21 protein-coding genes are annotated in these 21,609 nt (G+C 67.6%); 10 read left to right on the top strand and 11 right to left on the bottom strand.

What is annotated here, in order from left to right:
• The first annotated feature begins 40 nt into the window (after window positions 1-40).
• The 4 genes from C8C93_RS11400 (at window position 41) to C8C93_RS11385 (ending at window position 3,466) form a co-directional block, all read left to right on the top strand.
• Window positions 41-490, top strand: coding sequence for a hypothetical protein (locus C8C93_RS11400; RefSeq protein WP_233559350.1), 450 nt, complete (start codon window positions 41-43; stop codon window positions 488-490).
• A gap of 44 nt (window positions 491-534) precedes the next feature.
• Window positions 535-951 (top strand): DUF2141 domain-containing protein, encoded by a 417-nt coding sequence (locus C8C93_RS11395; protein WP_121508758.1) that lies wholly within the window; start codon window positions 535-537, stop codon window positions 949-951.
• A 24-nt stretch (window positions 952-975) separates the two neighbouring features.
• Entirely contained in the window at window positions 976-2,496 is a 1,521-nt protein-coding gene (locus tag C8C93_RS11390; RefSeq protein ID WP_121508757.1) for a carotenoid oxygenase family protein, read from the top strand.
• A gap of 94 nt (window positions 2,497-2,590) precedes the next feature.
• Window positions 2,591-3,466 (top strand): alpha/beta fold hydrolase, encoded by an 876-nt coding sequence (locus tag C8C93_RS11385; RefSeq protein ID WP_121506964.1) that lies wholly within the window; start codon window positions 2,591-2,593, stop codon window positions 3,464-3,466.
• A 131-nt stretch (window positions 3,467-3,597) separates the two neighbouring features.
• Here the strand turns inward: C8C93_RS11385 and C8C93_RS11380 are convergent, their stop codons facing one another.
• Window positions 3,598-3,987, bottom strand: coding sequence for a nuclear transport factor 2 family protein (locus C8C93_RS11380; protein WP_121506963.1), 390 nt, complete (start codon window positions 3,985-3,987; stop codon window positions 3,598-3,600).
• Between the two features lie 143 nt (window positions 3,988-4,130).
• On the opposite strand from C8C93_RS11380, the gene C8C93_RS11375 reads away from it, so the two are divergent.
• Entirely contained in the window at window positions 4,131-5,111 is a 981-nt protein-coding gene (locus C8C93_RS11375) for an AraC family transcriptional regulator (RefSeq protein ID WP_121506962.1), read from the top strand.
• A 78-nt stretch (window positions 5,112-5,189) separates the two neighbouring features.
• On the opposite strand, the gene C8C93_RS11370 is transcribed toward C8C93_RS11375, so the two are convergent.
• Window positions 5,190-5,612: a DUF1810 domain-containing protein gene (locus C8C93_RS11370; protein WP_121508756.1), complete on the bottom strand. Its 423-nt coding sequence runs from the start codon at window positions 5,610-5,612 to the stop codon at window positions 5,190-5,192.
• A 139-nt stretch (window positions 5,613-5,751) separates the two neighbouring features.
• Here C8C93_RS11370 and C8C93_RS11365 point away from each other — a divergent pair, with 139 nt between their 5' ends.
• The gene (locus C8C93_RS11365; protein ID WP_121506961.1) at window positions 5,752-6,639 is read left to right on the top strand and encodes an alpha/beta fold hydrolase; all 888 of its coding nucleotides are present in this window, start codon (window positions 5,752-5,754) and stop codon (window positions 6,637-6,639) included.
• A gap of 373 nt (window positions 6,640-7,012) precedes the next feature.
• Here the strand turns inward: C8C93_RS11365 and C8C93_RS11360 are convergent, their stop codons facing one another.
• Window positions 7,013-8,077: an alkene reductase gene (locus tag C8C93_RS11360; RefSeq protein WP_121506960.1), complete on the bottom strand. Its 1,065-nt coding sequence runs from the start codon at window positions 8,075-8,077 to the stop codon at window positions 7,013-7,015.
• Between the two features lie 216 nt (window positions 8,078-8,293).
• Window positions 8,294-9,307, bottom strand: a complete 1,014-nt coding sequence (locus C8C93_RS11355; protein WP_370108905.1) for a GlxA family transcriptional regulator — start codon at window positions 9,305-9,307, stop codon at window positions 8,294-8,296.
• Window positions 9,308-9,373: 66 nt separating this feature from the next.
• Between C8C93_RS11355 and C8C93_RS11350 the strand changes: the two genes are divergently transcribed.
• Window positions 9,374-9,676, top strand: coding sequence for a putative quinol monooxygenase (locus tag C8C93_RS11350; RefSeq protein ID WP_007182542.1), 303 nt, complete (start codon window positions 9,374-9,376; stop codon window positions 9,674-9,676).
• A 339-nt stretch (window positions 9,677-10,015) separates the two neighbouring features.
• On the opposite strand, the gene C8C93_RS11345 is transcribed toward C8C93_RS11350, so the two are convergent.
• On the bottom strand, window positions 10,016-12,508 hold the full coding sequence (locus C8C93_RS11345) for a Lon protease family protein (RefSeq protein WP_121506959.1): 2,493 nt from the start codon (window positions 12,506-12,508) through the stop codon (window positions 10,016-10,018).
• Window positions 12,509-12,634: 126 nt separating this feature from the next.
• The gene (hemH, locus tag C8C93_RS11340; protein WP_121506958.1) at window positions 12,635-13,750 is read right to left on the bottom strand and encodes a ferrochelatase; all 1,116 of its coding nucleotides are present in this window, start codon (window positions 13,748-13,750) and stop codon (window positions 12,635-12,637) included.
• Between the two features lie 59 nt (window positions 13,751-13,809).
• Between hemH and C8C93_RS11335 the strand changes: the two genes are divergently transcribed.
• The 3 genes from C8C93_RS11335 to C8C93_RS11325 all read left to right on the top strand — a co-directional run bounded on the left by C8C93_RS11335 (window position 13,810) and on the right by C8C93_RS11325 (window position 15,728).
• Window positions 13,810-14,553: an HAD-IA family hydrolase gene (locus C8C93_RS11335; protein ID WP_121422651.1), complete on the top strand. Its 744-nt coding sequence runs from the start codon at window positions 13,810-13,812 to the stop codon at window positions 14,551-14,553.
• A gap of 111 nt (window positions 14,554-14,664) precedes the next feature.
• Window positions 14,665-15,519 carry a DUF2189 domain-containing protein gene (locus C8C93_RS11330; protein WP_121506957.1) on the top strand — a complete coding sequence of 285 codons (855 nt, stop codon included), beginning with the start codon at window positions 14,665-14,667 and terminating at the stop codon, window positions 15,517-15,519.
• Window positions 15,516-15,728 (top strand): DUF2788 domain-containing protein, encoded by a 213-nt coding sequence (locus C8C93_RS11325; protein ID WP_015014900.1) that lies wholly within the window; start codon window positions 15,516-15,518, stop codon window positions 15,726-15,728. The genes C8C93_RS11330 and C8C93_RS11325 overlap by 4 nt, the downstream gene beginning before the upstream one ends.
• A gap of 50 nt (window positions 15,729-15,778) precedes the next feature.
• Here C8C93_RS11325 and C8C93_RS11320 read toward each other — a convergent pair whose 3' ends face one another.
• The 5 genes from C8C93_RS11320 to hpnE form a co-directional block, all read right to left on the bottom strand.
• Complete coding sequence (locus tag C8C93_RS11320; RefSeq protein ID WP_121508754.1) at window positions 15,779-16,816, bottom strand: tripartite tricarboxylate transporter substrate-binding protein; 1,038 nt, start codon at window positions 16,814-16,816, stop codon at window positions 15,779-15,781.
• Between the two features lie 47 nt (window positions 16,817-16,863).
• Window positions 16,864-18,261 carry a sensor histidine kinase gene (locus C8C93_RS11315; protein ID WP_121506956.1) on the bottom strand — a complete coding sequence of 466 codons (1,398 nt, stop codon included), beginning with the start codon at window positions 18,259-18,261 and terminating at the stop codon, window positions 16,864-16,866.
• Window positions 18,262-18,264: 3 nt separating this feature from the next.
• On the bottom strand, window positions 18,265-18,933 hold the full coding sequence (locus C8C93_RS11310) for a response regulator (protein WP_121506955.1): 669 nt from the start codon (window positions 18,931-18,933) through the stop codon (window positions 18,265-18,267).
• 231 nt (window positions 18,934-19,164) lie between these two features.
• Entirely contained in the window at window positions 19,165-20,178 is a 1,014-nt protein-coding gene (locus C8C93_RS11305) for a tripartite tricarboxylate transporter substrate binding protein (protein WP_121506954.1), read from the bottom strand.
• A gap of 120 nt (window positions 20,179-20,298) precedes the next feature.
• Window positions 20,299-21,603: a hydroxysqualene dehydroxylase HpnE gene (hpnE, locus tag C8C93_RS11300; protein WP_121506953.1), complete on the bottom strand. Its 1,305-nt coding sequence runs from the start codon at window positions 21,601-21,603 to the stop codon at window positions 20,299-20,301.
• Between the last annotated feature and the right edge of the window lie 6 nt (window positions 21,604-21,609).

Raw genomic sequence — 21,609 nt, 5'->3', positions numbered from 1 at the left:
GCCGTTTTGTTCATTCCCCATTGATCCCAAGGAGCCTGTCATGTCTGTTTCTTCCCATTCATCGCACCGCACCCGCTTTGTTCGCTGGTCTGCGGGGGCGCTGACCCTGGCGCTCTTCGCCGGTTGCGCTTCCACCCTTGACCAGTCGGGCCTGGAGCAGCGTACGGCGCAAGCCATCGGGCGGACTGCCGACCAGTTCACCATCACCGATCGCCAGGAGGAAACCGGTGGCCGGGTCAACTACACCGTCAACACCCGCGACGGCGCCACCTACCGGTGTTACGTGTACGGCGCCACAGGCTTTCAGAAGGCCATGAGCTTTGGGCGAACACCCCATTCCGACGCCATCTGCACAGCCATGGTGGGCAGCAAGAGCGGTAGCAGCAGCCCTGCAGCCGCAGCGCCAGCAGCATCCCCGGCGCCTGCCGCCCGTGGCCGCAATGCCAGCCCCGAGTGCAACGCCTTGCTGAAAGCGGCCGGGCGGTGCTGATATTTGCGCTCCCACCTTCCACGCAGCCCCGCACGCAGAACGCCATGAAGGGGATCCACACCACCCTGTTGATGGCTGCGGCCTGGCTGCCCCTGGCGGCCAGCGCGGCGGACCTGCGGGTTGCCGTGACCGACGGCCCCGCTGCGCCAGCCACGCTCTACCTGGCCGTGTTTGACTCGGCCGATGCATTTGCCAGCAACCAGGCCGTGGTCTCGCAAAAGATCGAACTGCGCGACGGTGCCGCGCAACTGGTGTTCAGTGGCTTGCCCGCCGGGCGCTACGTGGTCAAGTCGTTTGCCGACGAAAACGGCAACGCCAAGCTGGACACCAACCTGCTGGGCCTGCCCACAGAGCGGTATGGCTTCTCCAACGACGCCCGGGGCCGCATGGGCCCGCCCGGTTTCGACGCGGCAGCCGTGCCGCTGGATGCCGACCACAGCATCACCATCCGCCTGCGCTAGCCCCCTGGAGGCGTACTCATGTCCATCCATCGCCGTGATCTGGTGCTGCGGCTCATGGCCGCTGGCGGCGGCCCCTTGCTTGCGTCCCTGGCATCCCAGGCGCCCCGCGCGGCGCACGCTCATGCGTCTTCCGCCAACTGGCACACCCAGTTCGAGGCGTCCGAGGCGCCGTGGAAGCCGGCGTTTGCCACTGCGGCGGCAGACATTCCTCTGACAGCAGCCAGGGTGCGCGGGCGCTTCCCGGATGCCGTGGCGGGCACGTTGTACCGCGTGGGCCCGGCGGGCCACGACCTGGGTGGAGAGCGCTACCAGCACTGGTTTGACGGCGACGGGATGGCCCACCGTTTTTTGATCGACGGCAACACGGTGAACCACCAGGGCCGCTATGTGGCCACCGCCAAGCGGCTGGCCGAAGTCCAGGCGGGCCGCAGGCTGACCGAAGGCTTTGGCACCGTGTTCCCGGGCCGCGAGCCACCCAGCTCGCCCGACAGCATGAACGCCGCCAACATCAGCATGCTGCCCGTGGGTGACGATGTGCTGGCGCTGTGGGAGGGCGGCTCGGCCACGCGCCTGGACCCCCGCACGCTGGAGACCCGGGGCCTCAAGACCTGGCGCGCAGACCTGGCAGGCGTGCCCTTCTCGGCCCACCCCCGGGTGGAGCCCGACGGCACGATCTGGAACTTTGGCGTGGACTCCCACCACGGCCTGTTGCTGCTGTACGAAATCACGCCTGCAGGGGCGCTGCGCCGCGCCGATGCGTTCCCGCTCAGCCACATGCCCATGGTGCACGACTTTGCGGTCACGGCCGGGCACCTCGTCTTCCTGCTGCCCCCGCTGGTGTACGACGCGCAGCGCCGCCTGGCCGGTGCGAGTGTGCTGGACGCGCACCAATGGCGCCCCGAGCTGGGCATGCGTGTGCTGGTGGTCCACAAGCAGGACTGGAAGCGGCAGCAGATGTTTCACCTGCCTGCGGGCTTTCTGTTCCACCTGGGCAACGCCTGGGAGGAGCAAACCGCCAGCGGCACGGTGATTCATCTCGACTACGCGCGCGCCACCGACGCATCCGGCGTCCTCACCGACACGCGCGAGGTGATGCGTGCCCGGCTGGCGGGCTCGGCAGGCCCGGTGCTGACGGTGGCCCGCCTGGATTTGCGCACCGGCAAAGCCACCCAGGCCAGCCTGGGCGTGGAGGCGGAGTTTCCGCGCATCGACCCCCGGCGGGTGGGGCAGCGGCACCGCCAGGTCGTCCATGCCACCGGCACCCAGGGCGGCCTGCCGCTGTGGGGCGCCATTGCCTCCACCAACGTGGAGACCGGCGCCTCGCAGCGCTACCGCTACGGCCCCCACACCATCGTGGAAGAGCATGTCTGCGTGCCCGACGCGCGCGGCCCCGGCTGGGTGCTGGGCACCGCGCTGGACTACGCCCGCAAGCAAACCCTGCTGTCGTGTTTTGCCGCCGACGCGCTGGCCGAAGGCCCCGTGGCGCAGGCCACGCTGCCGTATGCACTGCCGCTGGGGCTGCACGGCGTGTTTGTGGCGGCCTGATGTGCAGCCTTGGCGCGCCCCCGGCAGGTTTGCAAAAGCCCTGGCTTGCACCGGCAGGTGGGGCGGCTTCACTCAACAAAATGGTCAAGGCGAAATGAAAAGATGGCGGTGGGCGGGCTTGTGGTTGTCCGTGTGTCTGGCGGGCTGTGCCACGGTGCCCGGCGTGGTGACCGACACGGCGGGCGGCCGCACGGTGGAACATGCCCTGGCCGGGCAGGGCGCACCGGTGGTGGTGTTCGAGAACGGGCTGGGGGCAAGCCTCAATTGGTGGGCCAAGGTCTGGCCAGACACCGTGCAGGAGACCACCGCGCTGGCTTACAACCGCGCAGGCTACGGCCACAGCGAGGCATCGCCAGGCCCCCGTGACGGCGCCCATGTGGTGGAGGAACTGCGGGCGCTGCTCAAAGCCCGCAAGCTGCCGCCACCCTACGTGTTGGTGGGCCATTCGCTGGGCGGCCTGTACATGCAGCTGTTTGCGCGCCAATACCCCGGCGAGGTGGCGGCGCTGGTGCTGGTGGACTCCACCCACCCCGACCAGATGCGAGGGGCTGGCAACCCAGACCTGTGGCCGACATGGCTGAAAGTGGCCTTCCGCCTGAGCACCTCTGACGTGGTCAAGCAGGAGCTGGCAGCGCTGGATGCCACCGGGCAACTCGTTGCCAGCCTGCCGGTGGACCCCGCTGTGCCCGTGTTTGTGCTCAGCGCGCTGCGCACCCCGGGGGCTTCCCCTGCACTGGCCGACGATGTGCACCGAAAACGCGCTGACATCGCGCATCTCTATCCAGGCTCCACCCAGGTGTGGGTGGACAGCGGGCACGGCATCCCCCTGGAGAAGCCCGAGGCGGTGGTGCAGGCGATTCGCGATGCGGTGCAGGCCGCCCGCGCGCCCCGCGCTACTGCGCCGGGATGCGCGCCTGCGGCAGGCGGGTTGCCGGGTGCGTGCACACAGGGCGTGCAATCTGGTGGGTAATTGATTGCTATAAATTAGATAGCTAATAATGAATACAGACGGGCGGTAAGCCCCTTTTTGACTCAAAAAACCCGCGTTGCCTGCCCCAAGCCGGTGGCTAGGGCGCACAGGCAAGGGCAGGCCGTGGGCCGTCACTGGCCCCAGAACGCGTCTTCCTGCGCCGGATTGCTGGAGAACAGGCGGACCTCGACGATCCTTCCATCCACGATGTGCAGCAGATCCACACCCGCCTGCTGGAGCGTGAGGCCGTCGCGCTCGCCAGCAAACTCGATGCTCACGGCCACCCAATCTCCGTTGGCCGTGTAGTGGTCGGCCCGGGTGATCGCAAACGTCCCTTTCGACACGGCCATCATCTGGCCCAGCATCTGGCCCACGGCGGCCATGCCACGGTGCGTGCCCGAGAACTGGTTGTTGCCCGGCTGGTGCCAGACCACATCGGGCGAGATAACGCGGCCGAGGGTGGCCTGGTCGCCGGTTTGTGCGGCTTGGATATAGGTCTTGGCGATTTCTATGGCGTGCATGTGGATTCCTTGGTGGTTTTGGGGCAACTCCCAGTGGGCGCTGTGAGGTCATTGTTGGACAATCAAAGCCCCTGAAGACTGTGAAAATGGGGCGATTCACTGTCACTTCAGGACAAACCCCTGCACCCCGCCGTTGCTGACCCATGACCCCACGCCACCACAAACCCACCGCAGCCCGCCACCCTGACATCCAGCACCTGAGCTACCAGCCCGAGGGGCTGTACCCGCTCGACCTGGAGATATTCCGGGTATCGGACCTGCGGCAACGGGTGGGCGGTGAGGCGCTGGCGTCCACCTACCGCTACGCCTTTCCGACCCTGATCTTTGTGACGCAGGGAACCTGCCTCCACCTGGTGGACTTCGAGCACGTGCGCTGCGGCCCGGGGTCGGTGCTGGTCCTGCGGCCCGGCAAAGCCCACAGTTTTGGAGACACCCAGGACTGGGACGGGTGGATGGTGCTGTTCCGCCCCGAATTTCTGTGGGCAGCGGCCCCCGCCGCGCAGGCGCAGGCCCCGATCGACGGGCTGTACCGCCTGCCCACCGCGTGGGCGCTGGGCAGCGACAGCGCGCCGGTGATTGCCCAGGCCATTGCGCAGATGCACCAGGACACGCAGACCCACGCCGCATCGCTGCATGCCCATGCCCTGTTGCGCTATCAGCTCTATGCCTTGCTGACGCGGCTGCGCATGGCGCACGAGCAGCAGTCCGCGCAGCGCGTTCCTCCGGGGCGCGCGCTGCAGAGATTCAAGGCGTTTGAGTTGCTGGTGGAGAAGCACTTTGCCACCTGGCACCAACTGCCCCGGTACGCACAGCAGCTGGGCTGCTCCGAGAAAAGCCTGGTGCGCGCGTCGCTGGAAGCAGCCGGGGTCACGCCCAAGGCCTTCATTTCCGCCCGCATCGTTCTGGAGGCCAAGCGCTTGCTGGCCCACACCACCTGGCCGGTGGCGCGCGTTGCCGAAAACCTGGGCTACAGCGACCTGGCGAACTTCGCCAAGTTCTTCAAGCGCGAGGCCGGGTGCACCCCGACCGAATTTCGCTGCAGGCAGACGGCCCATCAGCAGGGGATGGCGGGGCGCCTGCAGGCAAGGGCTTCGCACCCGATTCCCCCACGGCCCACAGCCTGAACGGCCCGGCCGCCGCGCCGGGGCATGCCTTGCCCGAGACACACGGTGCCCGCAGCTGCGCAGCCAGCAAGCAGCAAGCTACCCAAGCAGTTGGATCGTGCGCGGGTCTTTTTCCCCGCCGAAATACTTTTGCAGCACCGCCTCGAACACGCTGCCCGGCGCAGAAGCTTCGCCAAACAGCGTCATGCTGGAGCGCAGCTTGAGGTCGTCTGGCGAGCCCAACACATCCAGCGCAGAAGACGTCTCCAGGTCCAGCAGGATCTGGCAGCACTCACGCAAACGGCCTGCGAGCACCGGGTGCGCTAGGTAAGCCTGCGCCTCGGCCATCGACTGGATGGCATAGCGCTGGGCCATGTCGCTGTGCCCCAGACCATTGATCTGCGGAAACACAAACCACATCCAATGCGTGCGCTTTTTGCCCGCCCGCAGCTCAGCGATCACACGGGGCCAGACGGGCACCTGGGCTTGGAGGAAACGGTCGAGAACTGGGGGGAGCGGCATGCTGGATTGGGTGGTGGGCTGGTTGCAGTGGATGGTGACTGCGAACCCTTGGCAGGGCAAGAATTGAATGGTGATGGCAGTGCAGGGGAGGGGGCGCGTGCGCGTGACACGCAGTCAGACCCCATGCCAGAATGAAACGATGAGCACCACCACCTCCTCCTTCCAATCCAACGCAGACGGCACCCAGGTCACCACCTACACCTGGGCCCAAACCCCGGGCCAACCAGTGGGCGTTGTTCAAATCTCTCACGGCCTTGCCGAGCATGGCGAGCGCTACGACCGCTTTGCGCGGGCCCTGAACGCCGCAGGCTTCATCGTCCACGCCGTGGACCATCGCGGCCACGGGCGCACTGCCGATGGCAAGCTGGGCGACTTTGGCAGCGCTGGCTTCAGCGGCCTCATTGCCGACGTGGCGCAGTTCGGCGCACTGCTGCGCGCGCAGCATAGGCCGCAGCAGCTCCCACTCTTTTTGTTCGGCCACTCCATGGGCTCGTTCGCAGCGCAGGCGGCCATCCTGGACCACTCCTCCATCTGGTCCGGCGTCATCCTGTCAGGCTCCACCTCCCTCGACCTGTTTGCAGCCGCCATGGCCAATGCGCCCGCTGATGCGCCCGCTGGGCTCGCGGCCTTCAACGCAGGCTTTGAGCACCGCACCGGCTACGAATGGCTGTCGCGCGACGCCGCAGAGGTAGACGCCTACGTGGCCGACCCGTGGTGCGGCTGGGACGTGCCGCCCGATGTGATCCCCTCACTCTTCGCCCCCGCGCCCCGGCTGGCCGACCCTGCACAACTCGCGCGCATCCGCAGCGACCTGCCCATCCTCATCGCATCCGGCGACGCAGACCCGCTGGCCGCAGGCGGGGTGTTGTTGGAGCAACTGGGGCAGCGGTATCGCGATGCCGGTGTGGCCGATGTGGCGGTCAAGCTGTACCCGGCCGCGCGGCATGAGATCTTGAATGAGACGAATCGGGATGAGGTGACGGGGGATGTTGCGGCGTGGCTGCGGGCGCATACGGGTCTGGCGTAGTCGGTACCCGATCCCTGTGAAATAGGCAGGTTTTGGGCAAGTAACCAGGGGGTAGTGGCTGGCTGCTCCCGGCCCAAAGCAGAAGATCACGTTTGCATCTTGAGCCGCCGGTAAGTAGCGGCGGGCTGCCGTTCGCGGCCTAACCGTCACCTCAGGATGGGAGGATGGTGCGGCCTTGGTACTGTTTGAACCGGAAACGATGTACGTCGTACGAGTTCGGCGGGCGGCGGAGCAAACCGAGGCAACTTATCCATTAAAGATCGTGATGGCGTACAACACTCGGTAGACGCCATCGATTCACAGCTTCGCAAGATCGAAGGGCAGAGCCTTGGGTATAAAGTGGCTCGTTTCTTCGATCTTTTGGGGCGGTGATTTATGCGACCTGCAGTGCCGGATAGTCTGTATAGCCCTTGGCGCCACCTGTGTAGAACGTGTTGGAGTCAGGCGCGTTCAGCGGTGCCTTGGCTCTGATGCGTGCGGGCAGGTCCGGATTAGCCAGGAAGGCGGTGCCAAAGGCCACAGCGTCAAGCTTACCTTCGGCAATGGCTGCCTCTGCCTCTTCAGCGCTGTAACCCATATTGCCCACCAACACACCCTTGAACTTTTCACGCGCTACGGGCATGACATCGGCCTTCTGCACGCCGAAGAAATCGGCGCGCATCACGTGCAGGTAGGCCAGCTTGAAGGCATTGAGCCTATCGGCCAGGAAGCCGATGAGGGCCAGCGGGTCGCTGTCTTTCATGCTGTTGAAGCTGTTGAGGGGCGACAGGCGCAGACCCACACGTTCGGAGCCGATCGCTTGGGTCACGGCAGTGAGTACCTCGAACAGCAAACGTGCACGGTTTTCCAGCGATCCGCCGTAGGCATCGGTGCGCTGGTTGGGCGTGTCGCGCAGAAACTGGTCAATCAGGTAGCCGTTGGCGCCGTGTACTTCGACACCATCAAAGCCGGCGGCAATGGCGTTGCGTGCGCCTTGAGCAAACGCAGCCACGATGCCGGGAATCTCTTGGGCGGTCAGGGGGTGAGGCACCGCGTGCGGCACCTTGCCGTGGGGCGTGTGGATCTCACCCTCAATGGCGCTGGCGCTGCTGGAGACGATGGGGGCGCCATCGGCAGCGCCAGGGTAGGCTGCGCGGCCAGCGTGCCAGATCTGCATGAAGATGCGTCCGCCCTTGGCATGCACCGCGTCGGTCACCTGCCTCCAGGCTGCAATCTGCGCGTCGTTGTAGATGCCAGGCTCATTGACGAAGGCTGATGTACCGGGCGCCACCATGGTGCATTCGGAAATCAGCAGGCCGCCGGTGGCACGCTGGCTGTAGTACTCGGCCATCAGCGCGTTGGGCATGTGGCCAGCGTCGGCACGGGCGCGTGTCAGTGGTGCCAGAAGGATGCGGTTGGGCAGGGTGAGAGAACCTACTTGAAGTGGATTGAATAGCATGCGAATGAAAATCCAGGTTACTGGTTACTGAGCAGAAAGCAGTGGTGAAGGTAACAGCTTCCCAATACTCAGACGTTCGAAAGGTCACTGAAGACGGCTTTGGCACGGCTGGTGCTTTTGCACCCAACGCAAGATGTAGTGGACACGGGTGGGGAAGGCTTTGCTGCCGACAGTTTCGCGGCGGTCTCCAGCCGTACATGCACCAAACGCCTTTGGTCATCCACCGCGTCTCAACTCCCTGACCCCCCGGCCCAGCTTGCGGCGCAACAGGGTCCGCAGCGTCACCCCATCGGAGTACCCGACCTGTGCGGCGACCTGGTCGACGCTGGCGTTGCCTGTGCGCAAGAGATGGACGGCATGCTCGACGCGCAAGTCCTGGAAATACGACAGTGGTGTCTTGCCCAAAACGCTTTGCAGCCGCCGCGCCAAGGTGCGCTCGCTTGTGCCCGCGGCGCTGGCCGCCTCGGCCAGCGAGAAACCTTGCGCGAGCCGACGTCTGGCCCAGCACTCGAAGCGCTCTACCATCGGGTCGGCATGCGCAAGGTGGTCGGGAATCACGAACTCGGCTTGCGAACTGCGTGTCTCGACCAGCAGATAGCGTGCCACCAGGGCCGCCAGCGCCGGACTGCGCCCTCGGATGATGCGCAAGGCCAAGTCGACGTGGGCCAAAGCGGCACCCGCAGTGGTGAAGCGTGTCGAGTTCACGATCATGCGTGACTCGTCCAGCGTGACGTTCGGATAGCGCTGCCGAAACATCGGCCCCAGCCACCATGACGTCGTCGCACGATGCCCATCAAGCAGACCACTCTCTGCAAGCAAGAAACTACCGGAGCAAGCGGCACCAAGGTGCGCGCCAGCGGTGGACCACTGCTGTAGAGCCGCGACCGCATCGGGCACATCGGGGCGTGTGAGCCGAGCCGAGAGCGTGTCAGGCATCTTGTCGCCAAAAGCGGGCACGAGCACGACGTCTGGTTCGGGCACACCACGCGCAGTGACCACGGGCACCGTCAAGCCTTGCGCTGTTCGGATGCGACGCCGCACACCCACCAGCGTGAGCTCTATGCGAGAGTGGGCCTGTGGCAGCGAGCCCGCCATCGCATTGGCCAAGCCCACTGTGTCAGTGAGCGCCGCAAGCCCCAGATCAAACACGCCATCACAAATAAGGAGGTGGAGTTTCATGGCAACAATGATACCAATGTTGTCATTATTGCCACTGGAGATGTCTGTCATGAGGACTTAGACTGCAGTCTCGTCGATCCCTTCAACCACTTTTCCATTTACCCAAAGGAATACAGCATGACCAAGCTCGCCCTGTTTGTTCGCCTCGAAGCTAAACCCGGCCAGGAGGCTGCGCTTGCCGACTTCCTGGCCAGCGCACTGCCGCTCGCCAACGCCGAGTCCGGCACCACTGCCTGGTTCGCATTGAAGTTTGGCCCTTCGACCTTCGGTGTGTTCGATGCCTTCGCCGATGAGGCAGGTCGCCAGGCACATCTGAACGGCCAGATCGCCGCGGCCTTGATGGCCAACGCCGCGACCTTGCTCAGTTCTCCGCCCAATATCGAGAAGGTCGAACTGCTTGCAGCCAAGCTGCCTGCATGACAACCCGGCCTTGACCCCATCAGGTCACGCTGCAGGATGGGTGTCACACGGCCTTGCGCGGCGCTACCCCTCGATTGTCCGGTGGGGATCAAGGCATCTGCCCAGGCTGCTCGTGGCGAATGACTCAGCCCGGCGTTCATAGCCGCCAACAAAACCATGGCAGCGTCAAACACCTGATCGGCGTTTGACGCTGCGTGGGGCGAAACAAGAACAATGAGGTCAGCGCAGCACTGTTCAAGAAAATCGCCCCGCCGTTGCCGGTAGTCACACCCTCGGCCCAGGACGGTCGAGCGCGGGTGCCGGACCCCAGCGCCTTTAGTCTTCGGCGCACTGAGCGAGCTAGCGCCCCCGAACGGCGCGCCCCCTCCGGGCTGCCCCCGCCACCTGACAAGCCCGCCGATACGCCCGCAGCGTCGTCTCCGCCCGTTGCATCACCGTGTCCTCCACCGTGGCCGCTCCCCCGGCCAGTTCATCGGCCTGCGCCTGCAGCAACTCCGCCGGACTCATCCCCGACGCCTCCCCCGTCAGCAGCGCAATCCCTTCGCTCACATGCCCCATGGTGTAGACGTGGAACAGCCCGCGTTCCACCGCGTCCAGCACGCTGCGGTCCAGCATCAGGTGGCGCTGGTTGCGGGCGGGGATCAGCACGCCCTGCGTGCCGTCCAGCCCGGCCGTCGCACAGGCGCGGAACCAGCCTTCGATCTTTTCGTTGATGCCGCCCACGGGCAGCACCTCTCCGTGCTGGTTCAATGCGCCGGTCACGGCGATGCCCTGGCGCAGGGGCAGGCCTGACAGGCTGGACAGCAGCGCATACAGCTCGGCGCACGAGGCCGAGTCGCCTTCCACGCCGCTGTATTCCTGCTCGAACACGATGGACGCATTCAGCGCAAGCGGCGCCACGTGGCTGAACAGGGCGGTGAGGTAGCTGTGCAGGATGAGCACGCCTTTGTCGTGGATGGGGCCGGACATATCGACCTCGCGCTCGATGTTGAGCAGGCCCTCTTGCCCGGCAAACGTGCGCGCGGTGATGCGCACCGGAAAGCCGAAGCGGTAGTCGCCCAGGTCGATCTGCGTCATGGCGTTGATCTGGCCGGTGATGGAGCCTGCCAGCGAGATCAGGCGCTCGCCCTCGGTGATGGAGTCGTGCAGCTCTTCTTCGGGCTGGTTGTGGCGCTGGGTGCGGGCGGCCAGGGCGGCCTGCACATCGGCGGCCTGCACCAGCGTGCCGCCGCGCGCCTTGCACAGGGCGGCGCTTTCAATGGCCAGCGCTTCGGTGTGCGCAAAGCGTGCGCTCTGGCGGCGCTGGTCGTCGGCCTCGCGGTGGGTCTGCTCCAGCACCAGGGCCACGGCGTCGGGGCCGAAGTGGGGCAGGCCGCGCTTTTTGCAGACTTGGGCCACCAGGATGGCGGTGGCGTGGTGGGTGGCGGGGGTGGCGGCAAAGTGGTCTGAAAAGTCCACCTTCACGCGGAAGCGGCGCGCGGCGTCGGGGTCGGCGTCCTGCAGGGCGTAGTACTCGTCCACCGATCCGATCAGCACGATCTTTACGTCCACATCCACCGGCTCGGGCTGCAGCGCCACGGCGCCGCCGGGGCCATGGCCTGGGCCGCCGCCGCCTTCCTCGATCTGCAGGCGGCCGCAGCGCAAAAAGCGGCGTAGGCGTTGCCACAGGCCTTCTTCGGCGGCCAGGTCGTGCAGGTGCAGCAGGATGAAGCCGCCGTGCGCCTTGAGCAGGCTGCCCGCGTGGATGTTGGTGTGGTCGGCCTGCACGGTGTCAGCGTCCGAGCCATGCTCGATGCTGCCAAACAGCGTGCGCTGGGTGGGGTTGTCTTCCACCACCACGGGCGCGGCGGTGCGGCCGTGGTTGTCCACCACCAGGTTCACCTGGCAGCGGGCCAGCAGGTCGTCGAGCGCGTCCTTGCGGTCGTCTTCGGCATCGGCGCCCTGGTCGCCACCTCGTTCGGCATCCATGGGCTCGAACAGGTCGATGTCGCCAAGCACAGCCTGCTCCACCTGGTCGAGCCAGTGGGTGAGCTTGACGGTGTCCTTGATCTGCTTGCGCAGGCCCTGGCGGATGTCGTGCAGGGCGTGTTCCACCAGGGGCTTGATGGTCTGGCGGCGCAGGGCGGCCAGGGCGTCGTCGCGGGTGCGCTCCAGCGGGCGGACGGCTTCCAGAAAGCGGGCGATCTCGGTCCGCAGTTCTTGTTCGGCGGCGTCGATCTCTGCGCGGCGCTCGCGCGGCAGGGCGCGGGCTTCGGCTTCGGTCAGCGCCTGGCCCTTGGGGCCGGTGAGGGTGAACACCATTTGCCCGCCCTCGCGGGTCAGGCGGAACTGGCGCGCCTCGGCAAACGCGTCGAGCACGGCAAAGGCTTCGCCTTCTTGCGCCTGCCAAGTTTTCTCGATGCGCTCCGCCTCGGCCTTGAAGTCGGCGGCGGCCAGGCGCTTGGGGATGTCGGCCTGCAGGTTCTTGGCCATGTCGGCCATGCCTTGGCGTAGCTGGCGGCCCTGGCCCGCCGGCAGGCGCAGGGCGCGGGGTCGGTCGGGCGTGTCGAAGTTGTGCAGGTAGCCCAGGTCGGGCGGCACGGCGCGTTCTGCCGCAGCAGTCTGCATGGCCTGGCGCAGCAGCGATGCGCGCCCGCTGCCCACTTCGCCCAGCACGAACAGGTGGTAGTCGGGTTGGTGCAGCCCCAGGCCAAACTGCGCGGCGGCCTGGGCGCGCTCCTGGCCGATCCAGGGCAGGGGCAGGTCTTGCAGCTCGGCCGTGCTGGCAAAGCCCAGCGTGGCGGGGTCAATCGTCAGCCGCAGCTGGTGGGGGGCGAGGGCAGAAGCGGGCATCAGTACAGGTGTTGGGGGAGGGGCAGGTCACCAAAGTGTGTCTGCCATCTCGGAATATGGGTCAAATTGGCTGCTAGCGCTTGATGGATAAGCGCAAGCAGCTATAAAAATAGTAGTAACCAGCAGTCAGTGCGCCACGGGGCACACGCCTTTGGGTGCCCCTCCGGCCAACGCATGGCTGCGCGCATCGGCCAGCGCCGCAGCGGTGGGCACCTCGGTGGGCCAGCCCGCGAGGTGCTGTTGCGCCACGCGGCTCAGCGCCGTGATCCAGTGGCTGTTGTCGTTCAGGCAGGGGATGTAGTGAAACTCCTGCCCGCCCGCGTGCAGGAACGCCTCGCGCACTTCCATGTTGATTTCTTCCAGCGTCTCCAGGCAGTCGCTGGTGAAGCCGGGGCACACCACGTCCACCCGCCGCGTGCCTGCTTTGCCCAGCGCCTCGATGGTGGGCTGGGTATAGGGTTCCAGCCACTTGGCCTTGCCAAAGCGCGACTGGAAGGTGATGCGATAGCGCTCCTCGCGCAGGCCCAGGCGTTCGGCCAGCAGGCGGCCGGTCTTGCGGGCCTCGCAGTGGTAGGGGTCGCCCAGGTGCAGGGTGCGCTCGGGCACGCCATGAAAGCTCATCACCAGCTGGTCGGGCTGGCCGTGGGTCTTCCAGTGGGTTTCGATGGTGCGGGCCAGGGCGTCGATGTAGCCGGGGGCGTCGTGGTAGTGGTTCACAAACCGCAGTTCGGGCACGTTGCGCGTGGCGGCGGCCCAGGTGTACACGGCGTCAAACACGCTGGCCGTGGTGGTGGCCGAGTACTGCGGGTACAGCGGCAGGATGAGGATGCGCGTGGCGCCTTCGGCCTTCAGTGCATCGAGCTGGCTGGCGATGGACGGGTTGCCATAGCGCATGGCGTGGCGCACCAGCACGTTGTGGCCTGCCTCGCCCAGCCAGCCGCGCAGCAGTGTGGCCTGCTTGGCCGTCCAGTGCGCCAGGGGCGAGCCCTCGGGCGTCCAGATGCTGGCATATTTGGCGGCCGATTTGGCCGGGCGCGTGCGCAGGATGATGCCGTGCAGGATGGGCATCCACAGCAGCTTGGGAATCTCCACCACACGGTGGTCACCCAGAAACTGCGCCAGATAGCGACGCACGGCCGGGGCCGTGGGTTCGTCAGGGGTGCCCAGGTTGCACAACAGCACGGCAGTGCGTTCGGCCTGGCCGTGGGTGTAAGGGGGTTCGGGGTGGAAGGGTGAGCGCATGCCCCGATTGTGGCAAACGGACCGGCCCTTCGGTGACCGTGGAGTATTCTCTGCAGACCATGCCCGATTCCCCCGCTGAACTGCCCGCTGCCCAGCCCACCGCGCTGCAGCTGGACACCTCCCGCATCCGCGCCATCTCCATCGACCTGGATGACACGCTCTGGCCCATCTGGCCCACCATCACGCGGGCTGAACGCGTGCTGCTGGACTGGCTCACGCACCATGCGCCCGCCACGGCAACCTTGTTCTCCAGCACCGAATCGCTGCGCGCCATCCGCAACCAGATGGTGGCGCTGCGGCCCGACCTGCTGCACGACCTGAGCGCGCTGCGGCGCGAGTCCATCCGCCTGGCGCTGACCCAGGCGGGCGACGAGCCCGCGCTGGCCGAACCGGCGTTTGACCTGTTTTTTGCCGAGCGCATGCGCGTGGAGCTGTTTGACGACGCACACGACACGCTGGCCTTCTTGTCGGCACGCTACCCGGTGGTGGCCGTCTCCAATGGCAATGCCGACGTGCACCGCATCGGCATCGGCCACTACTTTCGCCACAGCATCAGCGCATCGGAGTTTGGCGTGGCCAAGCCCGATGCGCGCATTTTTCACGCTGCCGCCACGGCCGTCGATGTGCTGCCCCACGAGGTGCTGCACGTGGGCGACGATGCCACGCTGGATGCGCAGGGCGCGCTGAACGCGGGCATGCAGGCCGTGTGGATCAACAGCGCCAACCACCCCTGGCCGCACGACGACACACCGCCCCATGCCACGGTGGACAGCCTCACTGCGCTGTGCAGGCTGTTGGCCTGACGGGCTTCCCTCGGTTCGGTTTCTTGCCTCAGGTCAAGGTTTGGGCGTGCGGTGGTTGAAGCCGTTGCCCGATAAGGTCACACTCACCCGTCGCTCAGCGACCCCCCCACCATGCCCCGTAATCCCCCGCCATTGCCCACCATCCGCACCATCGGCCTCATGCAACCCATGGCCTGGCTGGTGCTGGCCTGGCGCGACATGGCGCGGGCGGGCTGGATCAGCTTTGCGCATGGTCTGGCGCTCACGCTGTTCGGGGCCGCGATCTTTGCGGTGGGGCACCACCGCTTCTGGCTGCTGGCGGGGGCGCTGTCGGGCTTTCTGGTGGTGGCGCCAGTGCTGGCCACCAGCCTGTATGCGCTGAGCCGCGCGCTGGAGCGCCGCGAAAGCGCCAACCTGGGCGTGGTGCTCAAGACCTGGTTCAACTGGCAGAACAGCCACGTGAACAAATGGGGCAACGACTACTGGTGCATGGTGCAGTTTGGCGCCTTGCTGGCGCTGGCGGCTTCGGGCTGGGTCATGACTTCGGCGGCGCTCATCACGCTGCTGGCACCGGTGCCGATCGAGACCCCGCTCGACTTTCTGCGCCACGTGGTCATGGCCCGCGATGGCTGGTTGTTTGAAATCTGGCTGGCCCTGGGCAGCCTGATGGCTGCGCCGATTTTTGCGTCCAGCGTGGTGGCCATGCCGCTGCTGCTGGACCGCCGCGCCACGCTGCTGCAGGCGGTGCTGACCAGCTGGCAGGCCGTGGTGGTCAACCCGCTGCCCATGGCGTTCTGGGCGGCGATCATCCTGGGCTTTACCTTGCTGGGCCTGGGCTCGCTGCTGCTGGGCCTGATCGCCGTGATGCCCATGCTGGGCCACGCCAGCTGGCACGCCTACCGCGACCTGGTGGACGCCACCAGCCTGCCCGAGCGCGACCTGGCTGCACCCGCTGCGCCAGCGCGCACGCCTGGAGGGGCATCGTGATTTTTGGCTTCACCGAGGCGCAGATCTCGGGCTTCTTCCTCACCTATGGCGTGGGGGCGTTCATCGCCTACATGCTGTTCATCATCGGCCAGCTGGCATGGGAGTCCAAGGCCGGGCGGTTTGGCACCTTTGTGCTCTTCCTGGGCCTGGGCGTGGGGTTTCTGGGGTTCCTGGCCAAGGTGGTGATCCAGTGGTGGCTGGAGAAGTGAGCGGGCCAGAGATCCACTGAGACCACTGCACGGGCTCTGCAGCAGCCGCCTCAGCGCGGCCAGGACCGCAGGCCCAGCTCCTGCGCCAGTTGCCGGTAGTCGGCCAGACTGCGTTGCACAAACTCCTCCAGCGCCGCGCCGGTGCGTGCAAACGGGTACAGGCTGTACTGGCTGCACAGCGCAGCGTAACCGGGTGCGGCCAGTGCATCGGCAAACGCGGCCACCCAGGCGCGCACGGCGGCATCGGGGGCGCTGGCGGCCATGTACAGGCCGCGCACCGTGGGCCAGACCAGGTCCACGCCCTGCTCGCGCGCCGTGGGCAGGTCGGCCAGGGCGCCGGGCAGGCGGGCCTGGGCCAGCACGGCCAGAAAGCGCAGGGGCGCGCCTTTTTCCAGGGCCTGCCGAGCTTCAGCGGCATCGCCGGTGAAGACGCCGATATGGCCGCCGCGCAGGGCCTTGAGTGCCTCGCCGCCGCCTTCAAACGAGACAAACCGCATGCGCTTTGGGTCCTGCCCGGCGGCACGGGTCAGCAGCGCGGCCTTCATCCAGTCCTGGCTGCCCAGGGTGCCACCGGCGCCAAACACCACGCGGGCCGGGTCCTTGCGCAGCGCGGTCACCACGTCTTGCAGGCGCTGGTGGGGCGAATCGCGGTGCACGGCCACCACGCCGTAGTCGGTGCCCAGCGTGGCGATCCAGCGCACGGCGCTCACCGGGTGCGGGCCAAAGCGGCCCTGTGCGATGTTGAGCAGCGAGCCGCTGGAGAAAGCCACCAGCGTGCCCGGCCCGCCGAGCCGCCCGGTGGCGATCTGGTCAAACGCCATGGCACCGATGCCCCCGGGTAGATAGCGTGTGTGCAGCGGTGGGCGTGCGGGGCGCACGGCTTGCACGGCCTGCGTGGCCAGGCCGCAGGTCAGGTCGAACCCGCCGCCGGGGCGGGAGGGGGCGATGCATTCGGCGGGCTCCAGCGATGCGTCGGCCGCCCACGCAGCTGGCGTGTGCGCAGCGCCTGCGGTGCCCGCCAGTGCTGCCAGCCACTGCAGGGCGTGGCGGCGGGGCAGGGTGGGGAGAGGGTGTGGTGCGGACGGCATGCGGGGCGAATTCTGGCGGAATCTGGGGTGCTGCGGGATGGGGGGTTTCAGCCCCGGGGCCACCACAGGATGGCCAGCAGGCCGGGCCCACCCGCGCGTTCTTCGAGCCGCAGGCCGCCCCGATGCCGCTCGGCGATGGAGCGCGCGATTGCCAGCCCAAGGCCTGAGCCGCCTGCCGCCGCCTGCGAGCCACGCCGGTAGCGCTGGCCCAGTGCATCGCGTTCGCTGGCGGGCAGGCCGGGGCCGTTGTCTTCCACGCTAAGGCTCCAGCCGAGGTCATCGCCTGCGGCTGACACGGTGACCGTGCCGTGTTCAGGTGTGTAGGCAATCGCGTTGGCCGCCAGGTTGGCAAGCGCCTCGCGCAGCAAGCCGCTGTCGCCCACGGCCATGAACTCGGGCGTGGGTGTATGGATGCCAAAGTCGATCTGCCGGGCGCGGGCGCGGGGCAGCAGCTCCAGCGCCACGGCGCGCAGCAGCGCGGCCAGGTCGAATGGGGCCAGCTCTACTGCGGCCGTGTCGCTGCGGCCCAGGGCCAGCAGCTGCTGGGTGCTGCGCGTGGCGCGTGCGACTTCGCCGCCGATGGCTTCCAGGGTGTGCTGCACCTGGGCGGCGTCGGCCTCGCGCCGGGCGTAGTCGATCTGCATCTGCAGCGTGGTGAGGTGGGTGCGCAGCTGGTGCGAGGCATCGTCCAGAAACTGCCGCTGCTGGGCCACCAGGTCTTGCGTGCGCGCCATCTGCTGGTTGGCGGCAGCCACCAGGGGGCGGATGTCGGCGGGCAGGTCGGTGTCGGCCATGGGGGTCATGTCGTCGGGGCTGCGCGCCTGCACCTCGCGCGCCAGGCGCGCCAGCGGCCGCAGCGCCACGGCCAGCGTGGCGGCTGTGCCCAGCACCATGAGCGCCAGCACCAGCGTGTCGCGCAGCGCTGCCCGGCGCACAAAGCGGCGCGTGAACTCCTGCCGCGAGCGGGTGCTTTCTGCCACCTGCACCAGCACGCTGCTGGCATCGGTTCCGGGCGCGGCGCCTTCCACCGCGCGGCGGTAGGCGGCCAGCCGCACGGATTCGCCGAAGTAGGTGGCGTCATAAAAAAGTGGCACGCCGGGCGTGAGTGGGCCGGGCGGCAGGGGCAGGTCGGCGTTGCCCAGCTCCACGAGCCCGTCGGACGACGCGACGCGGAAGTACACATTGCCGCTGGCAGTGAGTTCAAAAAATTCGAGCATGCTGTAAGGCAGCTCGGCCGACAGGCCGCCCGAGGCGGTGGAGATGTTGGCGTCAATGGATTTGAGCGCCCCGAGCAGCGAGCGGTCGTAGGCCGCGTTGGCCGCCTCCAGCGCGTCGTGCCGCGTCATCCACAGCTCCACCCCCGTCACCACGGCCAGCAGCGGCAGCAGCAGCAGGGCCAGCAGCCGCCACAGGCTGGCGCGGCGCAGGCGCGCGATCAGTCTCATGGTTCAGCCTGTTTCCAGCGCGTAGCCCAGGCCGCGCAGGGTGGTGATGCGCACACCGCTGCCATCGAGCCGCTTGCGCAGGCGGTGCACAAACACTTCCACGGCTTCGGGGTGCACGTCCTCGTCGTCAGAGAACACGCGGTCCAGGATCTGCTGCTTGGAAAACGGCTCGCCGCTGCGCTGCACCAGCACGCGCAGCACGGCGTGCTCGCGCGGTGACAGGGCCAGGGGCTCGCCGTGCAGCGTGAACTGCTTGCGCGGGTTGTCGTAGACCAGCGCGCCACAGGCCAGGCGCGGGTGCTCGTTGCCGCGCGCGCGGCGCACCAGGGCGTGCAGGCGGGCCTCCAGCTCGGCCAGCTCGAACGGCTTGGCCAGAAAGTCGTCAGCCCCGGCGTTGAGCGAGCGCACGCGTTCATCGAGCGAATCGCGGGCCGTGAGGATCAGCGCGGGCAGCCGCTGGTCGCGGTCACGCAGGCGCTGCAGCACGGCCTGGCCATCCAGTCCGGGCAGGCCCAGGTCCAGCACCAGCGCGTCGTAGTTGTCGTGCTGCTGCAGCGCACGGTCGGCCAGGCGCCCGTCGTTCACCCATTCCACCTGGATGCCCGCATGCTCCAGCGCGCGGCTGAGCCAGGTGCCCAGGTTGTGGTCGTCTTCGGCCAGGAGGATTCGCATGGGGGAATGCTACTGTCGTTCGGCGATAGTTCCAGGCGCTCCAGGCGGTTGCAACTGGCGAGGCCCCAGCCAGCGCCACCGTGGAACTGGCTTTGCCAGGCCACGGGTGGCGCCCCCCCTCTGGGGGCTGAGATGCCGCGGCTCCAAGCCTGCCTGCGCAGGCTTGGGCGGCATCGAAGAGCCGCAGCCTCTGGCTGCGGCACCGAGCGGGTTGCGGCTCAGGCGAGCTTCCTAGTCCGGCTTGATCTGCGCGCGCTTGATGACTTTCTGCCAGCGCGCCTGCTCCGCCGCAATGAACTGCGCAAACTGCGCTGGCGTACCGCCGATGGCTTCGGCGGCGTCGCCGTTCAGGCGCTTGAGGGCTTCGGGTGCCTTGACGGCCTTCATGGTTTCGGCGGCCAGCTTGTCCAGGTGTTCCTTGGGCAGGCTCGCGGGGGCCAGCATGCCGTACCACTGCGTCATCTCGAAGCCGGGGAAGCCCTGTTCGGCCACGGTGGCCACATCGGGCAGCTGGGGCAGGCGCTGGGTGGAGCCGGTGGCGATGCAGCGCACCTTGCCGGACTTGATGAACGGAAGCAGGGCCGCAGCGCCCACCGAAGCGGCGTCAAGCCGGCCCGAGAGCAGGTCGGTCATCATGGGGCCGGTGCCCCGGTAGGGCACGTGCAGCATGAAGATCTCGGCGGTCATCTTGAGGTATTCAAACGCCAGGTGGCCCGCGCTGCCGTTGCCTGCCGAGCCGTAGCTGAGCTTGCCCGGGTTCTTCTTGGCGTAGGCGATGAACTCCTTGAGGTTCTTGGCAGGCACGTCGGGGTGCACCACGTACAGGCTGGGCACCTTGGCCAACAGGCTCACGGGCTTGAAGTCCTTGTTGGCGTCGTAGGGCAGTTTGTCAAAGATGTAGGGGTTGACGGCCAGCGTGCCGATGTGGCCCAGGATGAGGGTGTGCTGGTCTTCGGCACGGGCGACTTCCTGCATGGCGATGTTGCCTGCGGCGCCGGGTTTGTTGTCCACAAACACGCTCTGGCCCAGGGTCTTGCTCAGCTCGGCCGCTGTGGAGCGCGCCACGATTTCGGAGCTGCCGCCCGGTGCAAAGGGCACGACGAAGCGGATGGACTTGGCGGGCCATGCGGTCTGGGCCGACGCAGCGGCGGGCAGCAGGCCGCCCAGGGCCAGGGCGCTGCCTGCGCCCAGCAGGTGGCGGCGGGTGGGGTGGAAGGCGGGGGTGGTGTCGTTATCGAACAGCATGGGTGTCTCCGTGAAAGCCGTTATGGCGTTGCCCGGCGTATGGTGTGCGCAGCGTGCTTTCGGAATGCTGTCAGTCGGCCTGGGGTTTACCCGAGGCACCCCGCATCGACAGAGCGAGGATTACGCCAGTGCCGCTGCTGCCGTGCCGCTGAGCACGGCCCCTTCCAGCGTGGCAGGGTAGGGGCCGTCCACATAGTCGCCGCAGGCCGCCAGCCCCGGCAGCACCTGCATGCCGGGCCGCTGCAGGCCAGGGGTGCAGGCAAAGGTGGCGCGTTTCTCCACCACGGTCTGCACGGGCTGCAGGCCGGGCAGGCCCAGCTGGGCGGCGGCCTGCTGCAGCACCTGCTGCTCGATCAAGGCGCGGTCCCCATCACTGGCGCTCACCACAAAGGCCAGCAGCCCGTGCTGGCCGTCGAGCTGGCCCCGGTCGAACACAAACTGCGCCGGGTGGGCAGCGGTGTTGCGCAGCGCCAGCATGGGCAGGGGCAGGTGGGCGCCTGGGGCGTGGGCATAGACGGTGGTGATGGCCTCAAACCGCAGGGCGCTGGTGGTGGCGCTCCAGCGGGCTGCACTGGCCAGGCCCGCCGTGCCTGCCAGGCCTTCGACCAGGCGGCTGGCCTCCCAGGACGGGCAGGCCAGGGTGACGTGGTCGAACGCTCCGGGTTCTTCGGTGCCGTTGGCCGCCACAACCGGCTGCCAGCGCCCGCCGGGCAATGGTTGCAGGCGCTGAATGCGCTGGCCGGTGAGGACTTCCACGCCCCGCTGCCCTAGCCAGCGCCTGGCGGCCTCGGGGAAAAGGGTGCCCAGGTCCGCGCGCGGCAGCAGCAGGTTGGAGCCGCCGCGCCCGCTGAACAGGCTGTCCTGCAGCACGCGCAGAAACACCTGGCCGCTGGCCTGGTTGGCGGGGGTGTTGAGGGCTGACACACACAGCGGGTCGATGAACTCAGCCATGAGCCGGGGCGTGAGCGGCGCGCACAGCGTGGCCACCGATGTGGCGGGCGCGCAGCGAAAGCCGCGCAGCTGCCAGGCCGTGGCTGTGCGCAGCAGTGCTAGCTTGTCGCGCCAGCCCCAGCCCTTGGCGCGGGCAATGCCCAGCAGCGCATCGAGGGGTGGGGGCAGGTCGGGCAGTTGCAGGCCCTGGCCATCAGGGAATTGAAGCGTGAGTGGCAGGCGCAGCAGGGCGGTATCGATGTCCACGCCCACCAGCCGCATCAGGCGCAGGCTTTCGGCGTAGGCGCCGATCAGGATGTGCTGGCCGTTGTCGAGCGTGGCGGGCGTGCCATCGGGCAGCGCTCCCGGCACGGCGCGCGCCCGGCCGCCCACGGTGCGCGCGGCCTCGAACACGGTGACCTGGCGCCCTGCCTGCACATGGGCAATGGCGGCGGCCATGCCCGCCCAGCCTGCGCCGATGACGGCGACCTTCATGGACGC

It is taken from the genome of Acidovorax sp. 93 (genome assembly GCF_003633835.1).
Taxonomy (GTDB): Bacteria; Pseudomonadota; Gammaproteobacteria; order Burkholderiales; family Burkholderiaceae_C; genus Acidovorax; species Acidovorax facilis.
Note: the sequence above shows the minus strand (reverse complement) of the source record. Positions and strands in the feature narration are given on the sequence as shown.